General features: G+C 71.0%; 14 protein-coding genes. 6 read left to right on the top strand and 8 right to left on the bottom strand.

From position 1 onward, the window contains the following. Positions 1–4: 4 nt before the first annotated feature. The 6 genes from ACQCO7_RS01190 to ACQCO7_RS01215 form a co-directional block, all read right to left on the bottom strand. Positions 5–1105 (bottom strand): MSMEG_0568 family radical SAM protein, encoded by a 1101-nt coding sequence (locus ACQCO7_RS01190; RefSeq protein WP_464069968.1) that lies wholly within the window; start codon positions 1103–1105, stop codon positions 5–7. A gap of 11 nt (positions 1106–1116) precedes the next feature. Beyond that, positions 1117–1641, bottom strand: coding sequence for an MSMEG_0572/Sll0783 family nitrogen starvation response protein (locus ACQCO7_RS01195; protein ID WP_464069969.1), 525 nt, complete (start codon positions 1639–1641; stop codon positions 1117–1119). Positions 1642–1710: 69 nt separating this feature from the next. Beyond that, entirely contained in the window at positions 1711–2526 is an 816-nt protein-coding gene (locus tag ACQCO7_RS01200; protein ID WP_464069970.1) for an amidohydrolase family protein, read from the bottom strand. Positions 2527–2533: 7 nt separating this feature from the next. Beyond that, the gene (locus ACQCO7_RS01205) at positions 2534–3883 is read right to left on the bottom strand and encodes an MSMEG_0569 family flavin-dependent oxidoreductase (protein WP_464069971.1); all 1350 of its coding nucleotides are present in this window, start codon (positions 3881–3883) and stop codon (positions 2534–2536) included. Between the two features lie 226 nt (positions 3884–4109). Then, positions 4110–6323 carry an FAD/NAD(P)-binding protein gene (locus tag ACQCO7_RS01210; protein ID WP_464069972.1) on the bottom strand — a complete coding sequence of 738 codons (2214 nt, stop codon included), beginning with the start codon at positions 6321–6323 and terminating at the stop codon, positions 4110–4112. 40 nt (positions 6324–6363) lie between these two features. Beyond that, positions 6364–7482: a pyridoxal-phosphate-dependent aminotransferase family protein gene (locus ACQCO7_RS01215; RefSeq protein ID WP_464069973.1), complete on the bottom strand. Its 1119-nt coding sequence runs from the start codon at positions 7480–7482 to the stop codon at positions 6364–6366. Here ACQCO7_RS01215 and ACQCO7_RS01220 point away from each other — a divergent pair. From ACQCO7_RS01220 to ACQCO7_RS01245, 6 genes are all read left to right on the top strand, one after another. Continuing rightward, entirely contained in the window at positions 7473–7610 is a 138-nt protein-coding gene (locus tag ACQCO7_RS01220) for a hypothetical protein (protein ID WP_464069974.1), read from the top strand. The two genes, ACQCO7_RS01215 and ACQCO7_RS01220, sit on opposite strands and share 10 nt — an antisense overlap. 406 nt (positions 7611–8016) lie before the next feature. Then, positions 8017–8883: an isocitrate lyase/phosphoenolpyruvate mutase family protein gene (locus tag ACQCO7_RS01225; RefSeq protein WP_464069975.1), complete on the top strand. Its 867-nt coding sequence runs from the start codon at positions 8017–8019 to the stop codon at positions 8881–8883. Positions 8884–9022: 139 nt separating this feature from the next. Next, entirely contained in the window at positions 9023–10147 is a 1125-nt protein-coding gene (gene aepY / locus ACQCO7_RS01230) for a phosphonopyruvate decarboxylase (protein WP_464069976.1), read from the top strand. A gap of 34 nt (positions 10148–10181) precedes the next feature. Beyond that, positions 10182–11870 carry an Sden_1168 family B12-binding radical SAM P-methyltransferase gene (locus ACQCO7_RS01235; protein WP_464069977.1) on the top strand — a complete coding sequence of 563 codons (1689 nt, stop codon included), beginning with the start codon at positions 10182–10184 and terminating at the stop codon, positions 11868–11870. A gap of 9 nt (positions 11871–11879) precedes the next feature. Then, entirely contained in the window at positions 11880–12773 is an 894-nt protein-coding gene (locus ACQCO7_RS01240; RefSeq protein WP_464069978.1) for an Sden_1164 family protein, read from the top strand. Between the two features lie 91 nt (positions 12774–12864). Continuing rightward, positions 12865–13488, top strand: a complete 624-nt coding sequence (locus tag ACQCO7_RS01245; protein WP_464069979.1) for a LysE family translocator — start codon at positions 12865–12867, stop codon at positions 13486–13488. 10 nt (positions 13489–13498) lie between these two features. Here the strand turns inward: ACQCO7_RS01245 and ACQCO7_RS01250 are convergent, their stop codons facing one another. Together ACQCO7_RS01250 and ACQCO7_RS01255 are read right to left on the bottom strand one after the other, a co-directional pair. Further along, a complete protein-coding gene (locus ACQCO7_RS01250; protein WP_464069980.1) occupies positions 13499–14101 on the bottom strand; it encodes a ribonuclease FAU-1 family protein in 603 nt (200 codons plus the stop codon). Between the two features lie 113 nt (positions 14102–14214). After that, on the bottom strand, positions 14215–15309 hold the full coding sequence (locus ACQCO7_RS01255) for a ricin-type beta-trefoil lectin domain protein (RefSeq protein WP_464069981.1): 1095 nt from the start codon (positions 15307–15309) through the stop codon (positions 14215–14217). Positions 15310–15316 lie beyond the last annotated feature (7 nt).

Here is a 15316-nt window from a genome sequence, read left to right on the forward strand (position 1 = left end):
CCCCTCACCCGCCCGCGGTCCGCAGCACGCCGCACGCCCCGCAGGCCGCGCAGCCCGCCCGCTGGTCGGCGCCGCTCATGCCGGCCGCGCGCAGCTTCGCCGCCACGCCCTCGGTGACGTACCGCAACAGGTCGGCGCTGGGGGCCCGGACGCCGTCGCGGGCGGCGAGGGTGCCGCTCATCGGGCGGAAGGGGACGACGAACGGGTAGACGCCCCGGTCGATCAGCTTCCCCGCCCCGTCGATGAGTTCGTCCGCGTCCTCGCCGAGCCCGACGAGCAGGTAGGTGGAGACCCGGTTCGGGCCGAACACCCGCACCGCCTCGTCCCACGCGGCCTCGTACTCGGCCATCGGCACGGACGACTTCCCGGGCATCCAGCGCCGGCGCACCTCGTCGTCGAGGGACTCGACGTGGATGCCGATCGCGGTGGCCCCGGCGTCGTACAGAGCGCGGATCCAGGACAGGTCGCCGGGCGGCTCGCACTGCACCTGGACCGGCAGCTCCGGTACGGCCCGCAGGACCTCGCGGACGGAGCGGACCAGGGTGCGGGCGCCCCGGTCCGGGCCGGTGGTCGTACCGGTCGTCATCACCATCTGCTTGACGCCGTCGAGGCGTACGGCGGCCTCGGCGACCTCGGCGAGCTGTGCCGGTGTCTTGGCGGCGACGGTCGCGCCGGAGCGCAGGGACTCCTCGATGGTGCAGAAGCGGCAGCGGTCCGCCTCGGCGTAGCGGATGCAGGTCTGGACGACGGTGGTGGCGAGGACGTCGGCGCCGTGCAGGCGGGCGATGTGCTCGTAGGGGGTGCCGTCGTCGGTGACGAGGTCGTAGAACTTCGGGCGCTGTACGGCGGTCAGGGTGAGGCCGGTGTCGGTGAGGTGTCCGTCCTCGTCGCCGAGCCAGACCTTGCCGTCGCGCACCCGGTAGGGGCTCTGTGGGTCGATGGGCAGTGCGGCGTTGGCACCGTCGACGAGGACGTGGCCGTCGTCGCTGGGGCCCGCGCCGTCAGGGCGCCGTACCGGGGCGTCCAGCGCGACTCCCCGCAGGGCGAGTTCGGCGCGGGTCATGATGCGGACGTCCACGGCTGTCGGTCCGGTGCCGACGCTCACGTCGTCCTCCCTTACAGCTGGTAGGTGGAGTTGATGATGGCGCCCTTGCGCGCGTAGTGGATCAGCGCGTCCTGGACGTCGAGGGGGTGGGTGGGGATGACGCCCTCGATGAGGTCCTCCTCGCGGGCGCCGTGCAGGGAGAGGCCGAAGCGGCAGCAGTAGACCTTGCCGCCCTCGGCGATGAACGTCTTGAGCTGGTTGTTGATGTTGTGCTCGCCGGGGAAGGCGGAGTTGCCGACGGTCGGGAAGCCGCGTGTGGCGAGGCAGTTGAGGGAGCCGGGGCCGTAGAAGTAGATGGCGGTCTCGAAGCCCTTGCGCAGGGCGCGGGTGGCCTGGAGGACGGCGACGAAGGACACCGACGACTCGTGGGCGATGCCGTGGACGAGGGTGAAGTAGGTCTCGCCGTTCTCGGCCTGGTAGTCGGGGAAGACCTTGGTGGAGCCGTAGATGCTGGAGCCCTCGGCCAGGGAGGGGTGCGGGATCTCGTCGAGGGACTTCCGCTCGATGTCGCTGAGTTCGGCGGGGGATGCGGACATGGCTGTCTCCTTGTGCGGTACGGGAACGAGAGGTACGGGGAAGAGGGGTACGGGGAAGAGGGGCGGACGTCAGTCGTAGAGCGCGGCGAAGGTGTCCCGGAAGACGAGGTCGCCGAGTTCGCCGCCGCCGGTCGCGGAGGTCATCCGGGCGTACTCGCCCGCGAAGTCGCCCCACGGCTGGTCGCTGGCGAAGAGCACCCGGTCGTGGCCGATGCCGCGGTGCTCGATCTCGCGGGCCAGCCAGTGCGGCAGGAAGCCGATGGCCCAGGAGAGGTCGGTGTAGACGCGTTTGCCGGCCGCGATCCAGTCGAAGAAGCGGGAGCCGGCGAGCTTGATGTGGCCGCTCATGCCGCCGCCGAAGTGCACGAGGTGGACGGCGACCCGGTCTGCGTACCAGTCCACCAGGTGGCCGACCTCGTCGATGTCGGAGGCGGCGCCCGGGGAGGTGTGGACGTGGACCACGAGGTTGTGGCGGGCGGCGGTGGCGAAGATCCGGTCCAGGTGGGGGCGGCAGGCGGGGTCGGTGGGACGGCCGCCGAGCAGGAAGCTGAGCTTGAGTGCCCGTACTCCGGGCTCGCCGGCGAGGCTGAGGGCCTGTGCGGTGTGCTCGGCGTCCTCGGGCCGGGGCGAGACCCACAGTCCGGCTCGGATCCGGTCGTCCGTCTGGGCGGCCTCGATCGCCAGGGCGTTGAAGGAGAAGGCGATGGCGGGGTCGGGGACACCGTAGTTGGGGATGACCAGGGCGCGTTCGGTGCCCTCCGCGTCCAGGTCGGCGATCAGCTGCTTGACGGTGGCGCGGGCGGTGGTGTCGGGGTGGACGGGCGGGCCGCCGTAGAAGGGGAAGGCGGGCAGGACGCCGATGTGGCGGTGTGCGTCGTGGACCATGGGGCGCTCAGCCGATCGGGAGGGCGCAGGCGAGTTCACCGGGCGCGCCGGTCAGGGTGCCGCACACGTCGGCGAGGCGGCGGGAGGCGTCGATGTGGCCGGCGAGGAACTCGGCGTCGCGGCCCACCGCTTCGAAGCGGCCCGAGCCCCACGAGTACTGCCAGGGCAGACCCAGGAAGTACAGGCCGGGCACGTTGGTGACGCCGCGCCAGTGCATGGGGTAGCCGCGCCCGTCGAAGACGGGTATCTCGATCCACCGGTGGTCGCGGCGGAAGCCGGTCGACCAGACGACGGAGGTGATGCCGGCCTCGGCGAGACCGAGTGCGCGGGGCTGCTCGGCCGGCTCCCACACGGGTACGTAGCGTGCCTCGTGCGGGGCGTCGATGCCCTGTGCGGTGATGTGGGCGTCGATGGCGTCCTTGATGCCGTCCGCCACCGCGTCCGCGTGGTCGAGGTTGGCCTTCAGGTCGTCGGCGAACTCCAGGCGCTCGCCGGAGACGCCGGTGAGCCGCCCGTACAGGCGCATCCCGTCCCGGGCGAAGGCGCGCAGGTCGATGTCCCGGCCGCCGTCCCGGCCCGTCACGTAGTGGTTGACGCGCATGCGGACCGCGTCGGCGTCGTCGAACTCGTCGATCGGCCTGCCGTAGTGGCCCATGTCGTCCAGCCAGGCCACGCAGTCCCGGCCCCGGTAGGAACGGGCCACGCGCGGTGCGCCGCCCACGGCCAGGTGGACCTGCCGTCCCGCCAGGTGCAGGTCCTCGGCTATCTGGCAGCCGGACTGGCCGGTGCCCACCACCAGCACCGCGCCCTCGGGGAGCTGTCCGGGGCTGCGGTAGCCGCTGGAGTGGACCTGCGCGACGCCGTCGGGCAGGCGCTGGGCCGACGCCGGAACGGACGGCGTGTGGTAGGGGCCGGTGGCGACCACCACCTGGTCGGCGGTGAAGTCCCCGTCCGTGGTGGCGAGTTCGTACGTCCCCTGCGGCGCCCGGCGCAGCCGGGTGACCGACACGCCCTCCACCAGCGGCGGCCGGAAGAAGGCGACGTAGTCCTCCAGGTACCGCACGATCTCGTCGCGGGCCATGAAGCCGTCGGGGTCGTCGCCCTGGTAGGGGAAACCGGGAAGCCGGCACTGCCAGTTCGGGGTGACCAGGCAGAAGGAGTCCCAGCGGCGCTCGCGCCACTCGTGTCCGACCCGCTTCGCCTCGATCACGACGTGCTCGACTCCGCGCTGCCACAGGGCGTAGCTGACGGACAGGCCCGCCTGGCCGCCGCCGATCACGGCGACCGGGTGGTGCGAGCCGGCGAGCCCGGGTGTCTCGCCGTCGGGCCGGCGCACGGGGAAGTACGTCTCAGGCATGGGATCCTCCGGGGGAGGCATGAAGCGGCGGCCTCTCGCCGCTGCCTTACGGAGAACCACTTCAGCCTTGGCGGATTACCGAACGGATTCATCCGGAACAAGGCACCGTTACCAAACCCTCACCGGGCTTTTCCCCTCGCTCCGGGTCAGGTCACCATGCGGTGATGCCCGCCGTGCCGGGTCCCTGCCGCCGCCATGCCTCGCCGAGGCGCGCGGTAGGCCGCCCCTACCGCGCGGACCGCTTCCAGAAGTCCCTGATCCAGCACAGGATGTCCTGCATGACGTGGTGGTTCTGGTAGGGCCGCAACGCGCCCAGCTGGAAGAACATCACGCCTTCGCTGGGCGGGCCGAGGATGGTCAGGCGCGGGTCGGGGCGGCCGTCCCGGCTCAGGGGGTGGAAGCCGGGGGTGAGGTCGAGGCCGCCGGGGACGAAGTCCGGGGTGCCGGGGTTGCGCCACTTCCGGATCAGGCCCCGGCGCAGGAGGTTGGGGTAGAAGGGGCTCGCGTCGTGCTCCGCGTCGAAGGGGTGGACCCGGGAGTCGACCAGGACGTCCACCGTGATCGCCGCTCCCGTCGCCGGGCCCTCCACCTGGTAGCGGCCGGATACGGCGTCGGTCAGGACTCGCGCGTCCGGGCCCGCCGACACGTCCACCATCCCGGCGCGGATCAGCGCCCGCATCTTCTCCATGACCTCCAGCGCGGCCCCGTTGCACAGCCGGTTGTGGTGGCGCATGAAGACGTCCAGGAAGTCGCGGTGGGAGGGGGCGAGGAGCCCGCCGAAGTCCAGCGCGTCGGCGAGGACGTCGCGCAGGTCCCGCCAGACGCCGTCGGCCGCGGCCTTCGCGGGGTTGGTCAGGTTGTCCTGCGCGGCCCAGCGGTGGTCGCGGTCCATGAAGTCGAGCACGGCCGCCGTGTAGTCGCCGGGCCCGTCCCACTGCCGCCCGGCGAGCGGGTGGACGGTGCCGGCCCAGGAGAAGCGGTGCTCCTCGGCGGATGTGGGGTGCCGGTACGGGGACCGGGCGGCGGCCACCGCGTCGGCCAGGGCCACCGGGGTCGCGTCCAGCAGATCCGCCAGCGGTTTCGCCGACTCGGCGCCGAACACGACGGTCAGGTATCGGCGTACGGCCTCGTCGGCCCAGGGGGTCTCCCGTACCGTCTCCGCGTGCGTGCGGGCTCCCGACAGCACGCCGTCCACGATGTGCACCGCCTCGTCGACGGCCCGCTCCAGGGGCGCCAGCAGCCGCTGCTGGGCGTCCTCGGGTCCGGCGCCCGCGCCGCCGTCGGCCAGGAACGCCTCGTACTCGTCCCATGCGGCGTGCCGTGCGCGGGCGCCGAAGGCGGGGCCGAAGAGGGTCGTGTAGTAGAGGTGGGCCATCTCCAGGAGGAGGACGGGCAACAGGTGGGCGCGGAAGTCGAGTTGGCGCTGGATCCGGTCGCCGACCCGGCGGGGTGCGCCGACCGCGGCGCGCAGGCGTCGTACCGCCTCCGGGACGAGGAACACGCCTCGGTGCTCCAGTTCCTGGGGGGCGCGCTCCTTCGCGTTGTAGGGGCGGGCGAAGGTGAACAGGCCGGCCCGGCTGAAGACGGCGATCGCGTCGGGTTCGGCGCCCGAGCGGTGGTACTCGGGGCGGCCGTCCGCGCCGGTGCGGAACGTGCCGCCGCGGCCCTCGGTGAGGTGCAGGATCACATCGATCGCGGTCAGCCCCATCCCCAGGCAGCCGACGACGGTGCCGGGCCCTGCTTCGCCGGGCGCGAAGGCGTTCTCCAGCGGATACGCGGACGGCACGAACCGCGCGCCGTGCTCACGGGCGAACTCGGCCCAGCCGCGCTGGCGGGCGTAGTGGCGGGGGTCGTTGGAGGAGTGGCCGGTGAGGATGAGCACCTGGTCGGCGCGGACGGTGCGGTCGCCGTCGGAGGTGACGACGGCGAGCCGGCCGTCGGCTGCCCGGTCGTCGAGGTCGACGACCTCCGCGCGGTGCAGGACGACGGAGGCGCCGGCCCGCTCGCGCAGCATCCGTACGTAGAAGTCGAAGCGGTCGCGCAGGGCCTGGCCGTGGATGTACCGCTTGGGCCAGTCCTCGGCCGCCAGGTCGAAGACGGGGTCCCCGGTGTCGCGGAACCGGCGGCGACACCACTCCAGGAGGGTGGGCCGGTCGGCGGGGGCGAGGAGCGGGCCGGCGTCCTCGACGCTCTCGTCGGCCGCGAAGCCGACCTGGCCGACGATGCGGTTGAGGTAGCTGGTGACTGGCTGGTCGGGGCTGTGCACCTGGCCGGCGCCGAACTGCCCGGTGCGGTCGAAGATGTGGATGTTCAGCCGTCGCCCCGTGGCGCCGTGCGCGACGGCCGTGGCGGCGAGGCGTTCCAGGACATAGGTGCAGCTGGGGCCCGCGCCGATGACGGCGAGGGTGGTGGCCGGGGCGGGGTGGGGCGTCGTCCCCATGGAGAAGCCTCTCGTCGGTGCGGCTGTTCGCTCTGGGTGATCAGACCTGCGGTGCGGGCGCGGTGACCTTGTCGTAGGCGGCGAGGAAGCCGGTGATGTCGTCCTCGGTCAGCCGGCCCATCGTGGCCACTCTGAACTCGTGCTCCCCGGGGGACTGTCCGGCGTACACGACGTACCCCTCGGCCTTGAGTCCGTCGTGGAGCGCCTCGTAGGTGAGGCCGTCGGGCAGGCGGAAGGCGGTCAGGGAGCTGGAGCGCTGGTCCGGGGGCAGGCGCAGGCTCAGTCCGCGGTCGGCGAGACCGGCGCGGACCTGTTCGGACAGGGTGGCGTAGCGGGCTCCGCGGGTGTGGACGCCCTCCTGGAGCATGAGGTCGAGGGCGGTGTCGAACGCGTTCATGGTCTGCACCGGGAGCGTGAACAGGGAGGTGCCGGCGTGTTCCTGGGCGGTGTGGTGCCGGTGCAGGTCGAGGGAGAAGGTGCGCGGCGGCACGGTCTCCAGCGCGGCCAGCCGCTCCCGTGGGGCGACGACGAAGCTGAGTCCGGGGTAGCCCTCCAGGCATTTGTTGGCGGTGCCGACGCACCAGTCGACGTGGTCGGCGTCCAGGTCCAGCGGTTCGGCTCCGAGGCTGCTGACCGCGTCGACGATCAGGGATCTGCCGTGACGTGCCGTCAGGGCGCCCAGTTCCCGCAGCGGGTTGAGCATTCCGGTGCTGGTCTCGTGGTGGACGGCGGCGACGTGGGTGAGGGAGGGGTCGCCGGCCAGGGCGCCGTCGACGGCCCTCAGGTCGAAGGGGGCGCCGTGGCCGAGGTCCAGGTAGCGGTGCGGGAGTGCGTGGACGGCGGCGATCTGCCGCAGGCGTTCGCCGTAGTGACCGTTGCCGACGATCAGGACCCGGCCGTCGGGCGGGATCACCGAGCTGATCGTCGCCTCCAGGGCGGAGGTGCCGGAGCCGCCGAGCAGGACGGCGCTGTGCCGTTCGTCGCCGCCGCAGACGAGGGTGACCTTCTGCCGGATCAGGGAGAGCAGCCGCAGCACCTCGGGTTCGCGATGGCAGCGGTCGGGGGAGGCGAGGGCGGCGCGCACGTCGTCGTGCACGTTCACGGGTCCGGGGTTGAGCAGTACCTGCCGGGATGCGGGGACGGTCGGGGATGACGTCATGGGCCGGGCTCCAGGAAGTTGGCGCGGACGGCATGGGGCACGAGGCGTACTCGTGGGGCGGAGGCGCGGGGGCGCACCGCAGGTCCGTGGCCTGGTGGGTGACCGAGCAACTGATCACCGATGAGTAGCGGGAGCCTATGCCCGGCTCCGGGGAGCGGCAATGGAGCACATCCGCAATGACTGAAAAGCTGCGGTCCCGTCGGCGGGCGCTGCGAGGCGGACGCGACCGGAACCGTCAAGGGGTCCCCTCGCTTTGCAGATGAACAGTGATTTACCTCCGGGTTGCCTTCCAGTGGACTGCTGTTTTCCGCAATCCGACCGGAAGGCCGGAAAGCAAGCTTGTTTGAATCCTAAACGGCGTCGTAGGCTATTTCCGGCAGGACCTATCGACCCCCCACGGCATCCAAGGTCGTGCTGCCGTTCCGGGCGGTCGCCCCCCGCTCCTTTCGACACATCCTCCAAGCGTCGACATCCGAGCAGGAATTCAGGTCCACCCCTCCACCGTGCTCGTTGAAGAGAGGGTGTTACACGCGTATGCAGCGCATCACTCACCGCTCGTTCCGTTCGGTCCTCGAAGGCAGGGCCGATGACGTCGTCCGCATAGCCGGCGCCCATGACGCCCTCGGCGCCCTGCTCGCCCAGGAGGCGGGATTCCAGGCCGTCTGGTCCTCGTCCCTGGAGGTTTCGGCCGCTCGCGGGCTGCCCGACGCGAGCCTGCTCGGCATGGACGAATACCTGCGGGCCGCGGCCCGGATGCAGAGTGTCCTGGGCATACCGGTCGTCGTCGACTGCGACACCGGGTACGGCGGCCGGATGAACGTGGCCCACATGGTGCACGAGTTCGAGGCCGCGGGACTGACCGCCGTGTGTGTGGAGGACAAAGTCTTCCCCAAGATCAACAGTTTCGCGGGAGGCGATCAGGCACTGGTCGACACCGATGAATTCGCCCATCGGATAGAGATCGCCAAGAACGCGCAGAGCACGGCGGAAATGGTGGTCATCGCGCGCACCGAGGCAATGATCTGCGGGCTCGGTGTGGATGCCGCACTGAAGAGGTGCATGGCATATGCAGATTCCGGCGCGGACGCGGTACTCGTCCATTCCAAGTCCAGCAATCGCAAAGAGGTTTCCGAATTCCTGGAGAAATGGGATGCCCGCTGTCCCGTGGTCATCGTCCCGACCACCTATCCCGACTGGCACGTCGCGGACATCCGCGAAGCGGGGGTGGCGGCCGTGATCTACGCGAACCATGGGCTGCGGGCGACGGTCAGCGCGCTGCGTGCCACGTTCCGCTCCGTGTACGACCACGGCCACACGCTGGCGGTCGAGGAACGGATCGCCAGCGTGCAGGACGTCTTCGCGCTGCAACGGCTCGACACCTGGCGGGCGCTGGAGGACTAGGGCGTGTTGCGAAAATCCCGTCGTCCGCCCGGAGGGCAGGCGGGACTTCCGCAACACGCCCCAGCCCACCGAACCGAGCCGGTCAGGCGCCCGCCTCGTCCGGCACCGCCCGAGCCGCCACGATCTCCCGGGAAACCCCATGGACAACGTCCACCTGGATGCCTCCGCCGTCGCCGACACCTTCCTCGACGCCGGCTTCGGACCCTTCACCGGTGTCCCCTGCTCCTTCCTCGGTCCGCTGATCAGTGCTCTACAGACCGAGCACCCCGACGCCTACTTCCCGGCCGCGAACGAGGGCGAGGCCGTGGCGATCTCGGCCGGTGCCCGGCTCGCGGGCCGCCGTCCCGTGGTCATCCTCCAGAACTCCGGGCTCGGCAACACCGTCAACCCCCTCACCTCGCTCTGTCACACCCTGCGCCTGCCGGTGCTGCTCCTGGTCACCTGGCGCGGCCGTCCGGGCCATCCCGACGAGCCGCAGCACCGGCTGATGGGCCGCATCACCCCCGAACTGCTGACCTCGATGGAGATCCGGCACGAGCGGTTCCCCGCCGATCCCGGCCGGCTGGCGGGCACCCTGCGGCTGGCGCAGGCGCACATGGAGGCCACCCGGCTGCCGTACGCGCTGATCGTCCCCAAAGGCACGCTCGCCCCCTACCGCGCCGCACCGCCGCCGGACGCGGGGCGCGGGGAGCTCATGCTGCGGGCCGACGCGATCGGCCGGGTCGTCAAGTCCGTCGCCGAGGACGCGCTGATCGTCGCCACCACCGGCAAGACCGCGCGCGAGCTGGAACGGGACTGGGACCGCGCCGGAAACCTCTACGTCGTCGGTTCCATGGGGTGCGCCTCCAGTGTCGGGCTCGGCGTCGCGCTGGGTGCCCCGGACCGGGAGGTCGTCGTCCTCGACGGTGACGGCGCCGCGCTGATGCGCCTGGAGTCCCTCACCACCATCGGCCGCCAGGCGCCGCCCGGGCTGCTGCACATCCTGCTCGACAACGAGGCGTACGAATCGACCGGCGGCCAGCCCACCGTGTCCGGCGGCGTCGACTTCTGCGCCGTCGCCTCCGCCTGCGGCTACCGCTCGGTCGCCGAGGTCAGCGAGGCCGGGATGCTCACGGCCGCGGTGGCCCGGGCCCGCACCCGGCCGGGACCCCACCTGGTGCGGGTCCGTATCCGTCCCGGCTCCGACCCCGCGCTGGGCCGCCCGGCCCTCACCCCGCCCGAGGTCGCCGCACGGTTCGCCGCAGCCGTGGCCACAGCCGCATGACGCCATCCCCCCACTGCAAGAGGAGCGACCCCCGATGACCGAGGAGACTTCCGGAGCGCAGGAACGTGACCTCCGGGTGAAGCAGGGCAAACTCGACCAGCACCTGCCCCAGGAGAGCCCGCTGCGGATCTACCTGGCCGAGAAGGACGAGACCGCCCGCGTCCGCAAGCCCCGCCCCAGCGGACCCCAGCTGCTCGACGTCGCCGAGCCGCTCGGCCGGCTGCCGCGGACCCTGCTCGTGATGCCGCCGATGTGCATGTACGAGGGCGCCGTCAAACGCGTCGTCCCGCCCATCGGCCTGTGCTACATCGCGGGCGCGCTGGAGGCGGAGGGCATCGACATCGACGTCCTCGACTGCATCGTCGAAGGCATCGACGAGGAGGTGCGCGTCGCCGAGGGCGTGTGGAACATGGGCATGACCGAGGAGCGGTTCCGCGCGTACATCGCCGAGAACGACTACGACGTCGTCGGCTTCACCATGATCTACTCCTCCGACCTCCAGAACCTCTACCGGTACGCGCAACTGGTCAAGGAGGTCAAGCCGGAGACGACCGTCATCGCGGGCGGACTGCACGCCAGCATCTACGCCAGCCGCTTCCTCAAGGACGCGGTGCAGGACGGTGTGCCGTTCATCGACTACGTCCTGCGCGGCGAGGGCGAGATCCGCCTCGGTCCCTTCCTGCGCAACCTCGCCGACGGCAGGATCGACACCAACGCGGACGGCCTCGCCGGCTGGCGCGACGGCAAGGTCTTCGCCAACCCCCAGTTCGCGCGGATCACCGACCTCGACGGGCTGCCGTTCCCGGCGTACCACAAGCTCCCGCTGGAGAAGTACTTCGCGCACAACGTGCCGTTCTCCCCCTACCCGCGCGGCAAGCGCGTCCTGCCGCTGTACACGTCCCGGGGCTGTCCCGTCGGCTGTACCTTCTGCGCCAGCACCAACTTCTCCAAGCAGTACCTCGCGCGCACCCCCGACAACGTCATCGCCGAGATCCAGTACTACAAGGACCGCTTCGGGGTGGACGAGGTCCAGTTCGCCGACGACAACCTCACCTTCGACCGCAAACGCGCGCAGGAACTCTTCGAGAAGATGGTTCCGCTGGAGCTGCCCTGGTGCACACCGAACGGCATCATGGTCAACACGCTCAGCCCGCCCCTGGTCGACCGCATGGTGGAGTCGGGCCTCTACCAGATCACCCTGTCCCTCGACAGCGGCAGCGCGGAGACCCTCAAGGAGAAGCACCGCAAACCCGTCGACCTGACCAAGGTCCCCGACCTCATGGCCTACCTCGACGGCCTCGACGTCCTCATGCACGGCACCCTCGTCGTCGGGATGCCCGGCGAGACCGAGGAGCAGATCAAGGACGGCTTCGCCTACGTGGAGCAGCTGCCGTTCCACTCCATCAACGTCTTCATCGCCGCCGCGATCCCCGGCTCCGAACTCTTCGAGGAGTCCGTCAGCAACGGCACGATCACCTACGAGGGCGCCCTGCACATCGACACCGCCCGCTCCACCCTGCGGCTGTCGGAGATCTCCGCCGAGACCCTGGAGAAGCTCGTCAACGGTTTCCTCCAGCGCTACAACCAGTCCATCTACGAACGGGATCCGGTGGCCTGGGAGCGCAAGTACGAGGAACACCGCGAACGGCTGTCCCGCATCTGTGTGGGCTCCGCCTCCGCGATCACGTCCACCATCATCGACGTCAGCAGCGCGGCGAGCTGAGGAGCCACCATGACCGAATGCGCGATCGTCCTCGCCGCCGGGGAGAACCGGCGGATGGGCTCGGTGGAAGGGGTCCCGCTGCCCAAGTCGCTCCTGCCGATACGGCAGGAGGACGCACCGTCGGCGGCGGCCCTGCCCGGTTCGGCCGGGGAGCACACCAGTTTCATGAGCCGGCATCTGGAGCTGTTCCGCGGCATCGGGGTCGAGCGGACCTTCGTCGTCGTGAGTCCGGCCGGCCTGCCCTGGTTCGAGCCCTTCGGCAAGGACGACGGCGTCGAACTCGTCGTCGTGGACACCTCCGGTGAGGAACGCACCGGGTCCAGCGTGAGCATGCTCGCCGGGCTGCGGGCAGCGCTCGCCTGGCGGCCCCAGGGAGCGCGCACCCTGGTCACGGACGCGGACATCGTCTACGAACGCGGGGTGCTGGACCGCATCGTCGCCGAGAGCGCCGCCGGCGCCGGAGCGAGGCTGAGCGTGGTGAAGCGGGTCAGCGGCGACAGCGAGGAGGTACGGGTCTACGGCCTGAGCGCCGACCAGCCCCTGCTGATCGGCAAGGGGATGACCGACGCGATGACCCAGGGGCTGTCCCTGCTGGGCGAGAGCCTCGGGCTGATCGCTCTGGACGCGTCGACCGCCCGGCTCACCGCCGAGATCACCGAGTGGATCGTCGGGGACCCGCCGGAGCGGCGGCCCTACGGCTACAGCGGCCGGCTGTCCGAGCACGAGGAGGTCTGGCAGTACCTGTTCACGCTGGGGCTGCTCGAACTGACCGAGTTCCCCGGGAGCCTGCTCTTCTCGGAGTGCGACTTCCCCGAGGACTACCACGCGATCCGGGAGGGGCTGTTCCCGCAGATCGCGCGAAGGGACGCGATGAAGGAGAAGGCGGGACCGCTGCTCCTCTGAGGGAGACCGCGCGGCGGGGGGAGAGCGTCCTGGTGCGCTCTCCCCCCGGCCGCAGGAGACGGCGCCGTTCCCGTTCGAGAGGCTTTTTCCTGTGCCGCACCCCTACGCGATCGTCACCTTCGCGCTGGCCCTGCTTCCGCTGACGATCGCCCCTGGAGCCAGTCTCACTCTGCTGATCCAGCAGGTCGCAGAGGACGGCCGCAGACAGGCATGGTCCGTGATCCTGGGCACCACCACCGGGATCTACGCGCACGCCACCCTCGCGGCCGTCGGCCTTTCGGCGCTGGTGATGAGTTCGCAGCGCGCGTTCACGGCCGTCCAGTTGACCGGTGCGGTGTTCCTGGTCGGCCTCGGGATCTGGACCTGGCGCAGTGCCAGGCCGACGGCCGCGGGCGAGCCGTCGCGCCGGCGCCGGCCGGCCTGGGCCTCCTCGACGTACTCGAAGGCCCTGATGATGAACCTGCTCAACCCGAAGGCCGTGTCGATCTACCTCATCCTGGCTCCCCAGTTCATCCGTCCGGGACACTCTTTCGCCGCGCAGATGCTCTCCTTGGCCACGGTCCACGCCGCCCTGACCGCGCTGTGGCTGGGCTGCTGGACGTTCCTCGTGGAGAAGGCCGCTCACATCACGCGCACTCCCCGGTTCAAGATGGTCCTCACCAGGGTGACGGCGGTCGTCTTCATCGCCCTCGGGGTCCGCGCCGCCCTGTCCTGAGCGGCGCGTCTCACTCCACGGCGCCGCGCGACGCGAGTTCCACGGCGCCCGGCACGCTCCATCCGGCAGGCATCCGCCAGTCACGCCACGACTCCCACCAGTCGCGCCCGCGCCCGACCGCGTCACGCACCTCGCGGGCGGCGCGGCACACGGCGTCGGCCTCCTCCTGCTCGAACTCGCCCCGCCCGGCGCGCGCTTCGAACTCTTCGAGATCCTTCCACTGCGGCGCCGAGCCGTCGGCCGGGATCACCAGGTCCAGCTCAAGGTCCAGGGTGTCGAAACCCCGGTCCGTACGCCGCAGCGGGCGCTGGAAGTTGACGTACCAGTCGGCGAACTCGTCGCCCTCCCAGCGGCCCCAGACGGCGTACCAGTCGCCCGGCCGCTGGAGCTGGAGGACGCCTGCGGAGCGCCAGAACCGGCCGGACGCCGCCCAGGGATGCTCGCCGAGGCTGAAGTCGCTTCCACCGAAGGTGAGTCGGGTCCCCTGGTGCACGTACACGGCGAGCAGGTCCGGTGTGTCCAGGACGACCCGGACCGGGTAGACGACCCACTCCTTGCCGTCGAGGACCTCGCTGCGGACGATGACCTCACCGGGTGCGAAGGACCGACTCATACGATCACCTCTGGGTGGTAACTCCCCTGACTGATACGCCAGTTGCCGAAGGTATCAGCGCGACCACGGCCGTGTCGGGTGGTTCTCGGTGCGGAAAACCGCATGGGCCGGTGTCATCCGGCGGCGAGGGTCGTCCACTTCTGGTTGGTGCCCCCGTGGCAGTCCCACAGCTGGAGCTGGGTACCGTCGGCCGTCGAGGAGCCCGGGACGTCGAGGCAGCGGCCGGAGGCGGGGTTGCGGTAGCCGCCGTCGTAGGGCTGCCAGACCTGGTTGGCACCGCCGTGGCAGGTCCACAGGTGCGTCTTCGTGCCGTTGGCGGTGCCCGCGCCGACGGCGTCGAGGCACTTGCCGAGGGAGCGCAGGGTGCCGTCGGTGTAGGCGGACCACAGCTGCTGTGCGCCGTCGCCGCAGCTCCAGGTCTGGACGGCGGTTCCGTCGGCGGTCCCGGCGCCGGCGACGTCCAGGCACTTGCCGGCGATGCCGGAGGACACGCGGGCGGGGGCCGGGGCGGGGTTGCGCAGCCAGCCGGCGTCGTCGGCAGCGCGGACGCCGCGGTGGAAGGCGGCGGCCATCTTCTCGTAGCCCGCGTCGTTGGGGTGCAGGGCGTCGGCCAGATCGGCCCTGGTCAGGGCGCTCATGTCCACGTACCCGACGTGCCGGCCCGCCGCCTGCGCCTCGTTCACGATCCCGGGGACGGCCTGGTTGTACGCGGCGCGGTACTGCTCCTCGGAGCCGCTGGTGGACACGACGAGGGAGGCCACGAGGACCGTCGCGTCGGGCACGGCCGCGGTGATCCGGTCGACCAGCGACTTCAGCCGGGCGGTGGCCGTGGAGACCTGGTACGACTCGTTGAGGTCGTTCGTTCCGATCATCAGCGTCACGACGTTGGGCCGGTAGCGGGTCAGCGCGGCGTCGGCGAGCGCGGCGATCTGGTGGATCTTGTATCCGGAGTGGCCCTCGTTGTCGGGGTCGGACATCGAACCGGCTCGCCCGGTGCCGACGAAGTCCACGGGATGACCGTCCGCCGCGAGCTTGTTCCACAGCGAACTCCGGTAGCCGTTGCCCGTGCCGCTGCCCACACCCCACGTGATCGAGTCGCCCAGCGGCATGAGCCGCACAGGGGTGGTGGGGGCGGCGGAGGCGGGGACCGCCGATCCGAACAAGGCGGCGGCGAGCAGGGCCATCAGGAGAATCCAGGGTTTTCTCATGGCGCGT

Source organism: Streptomyces saintjeani (genome assembly GCF_055409605.1).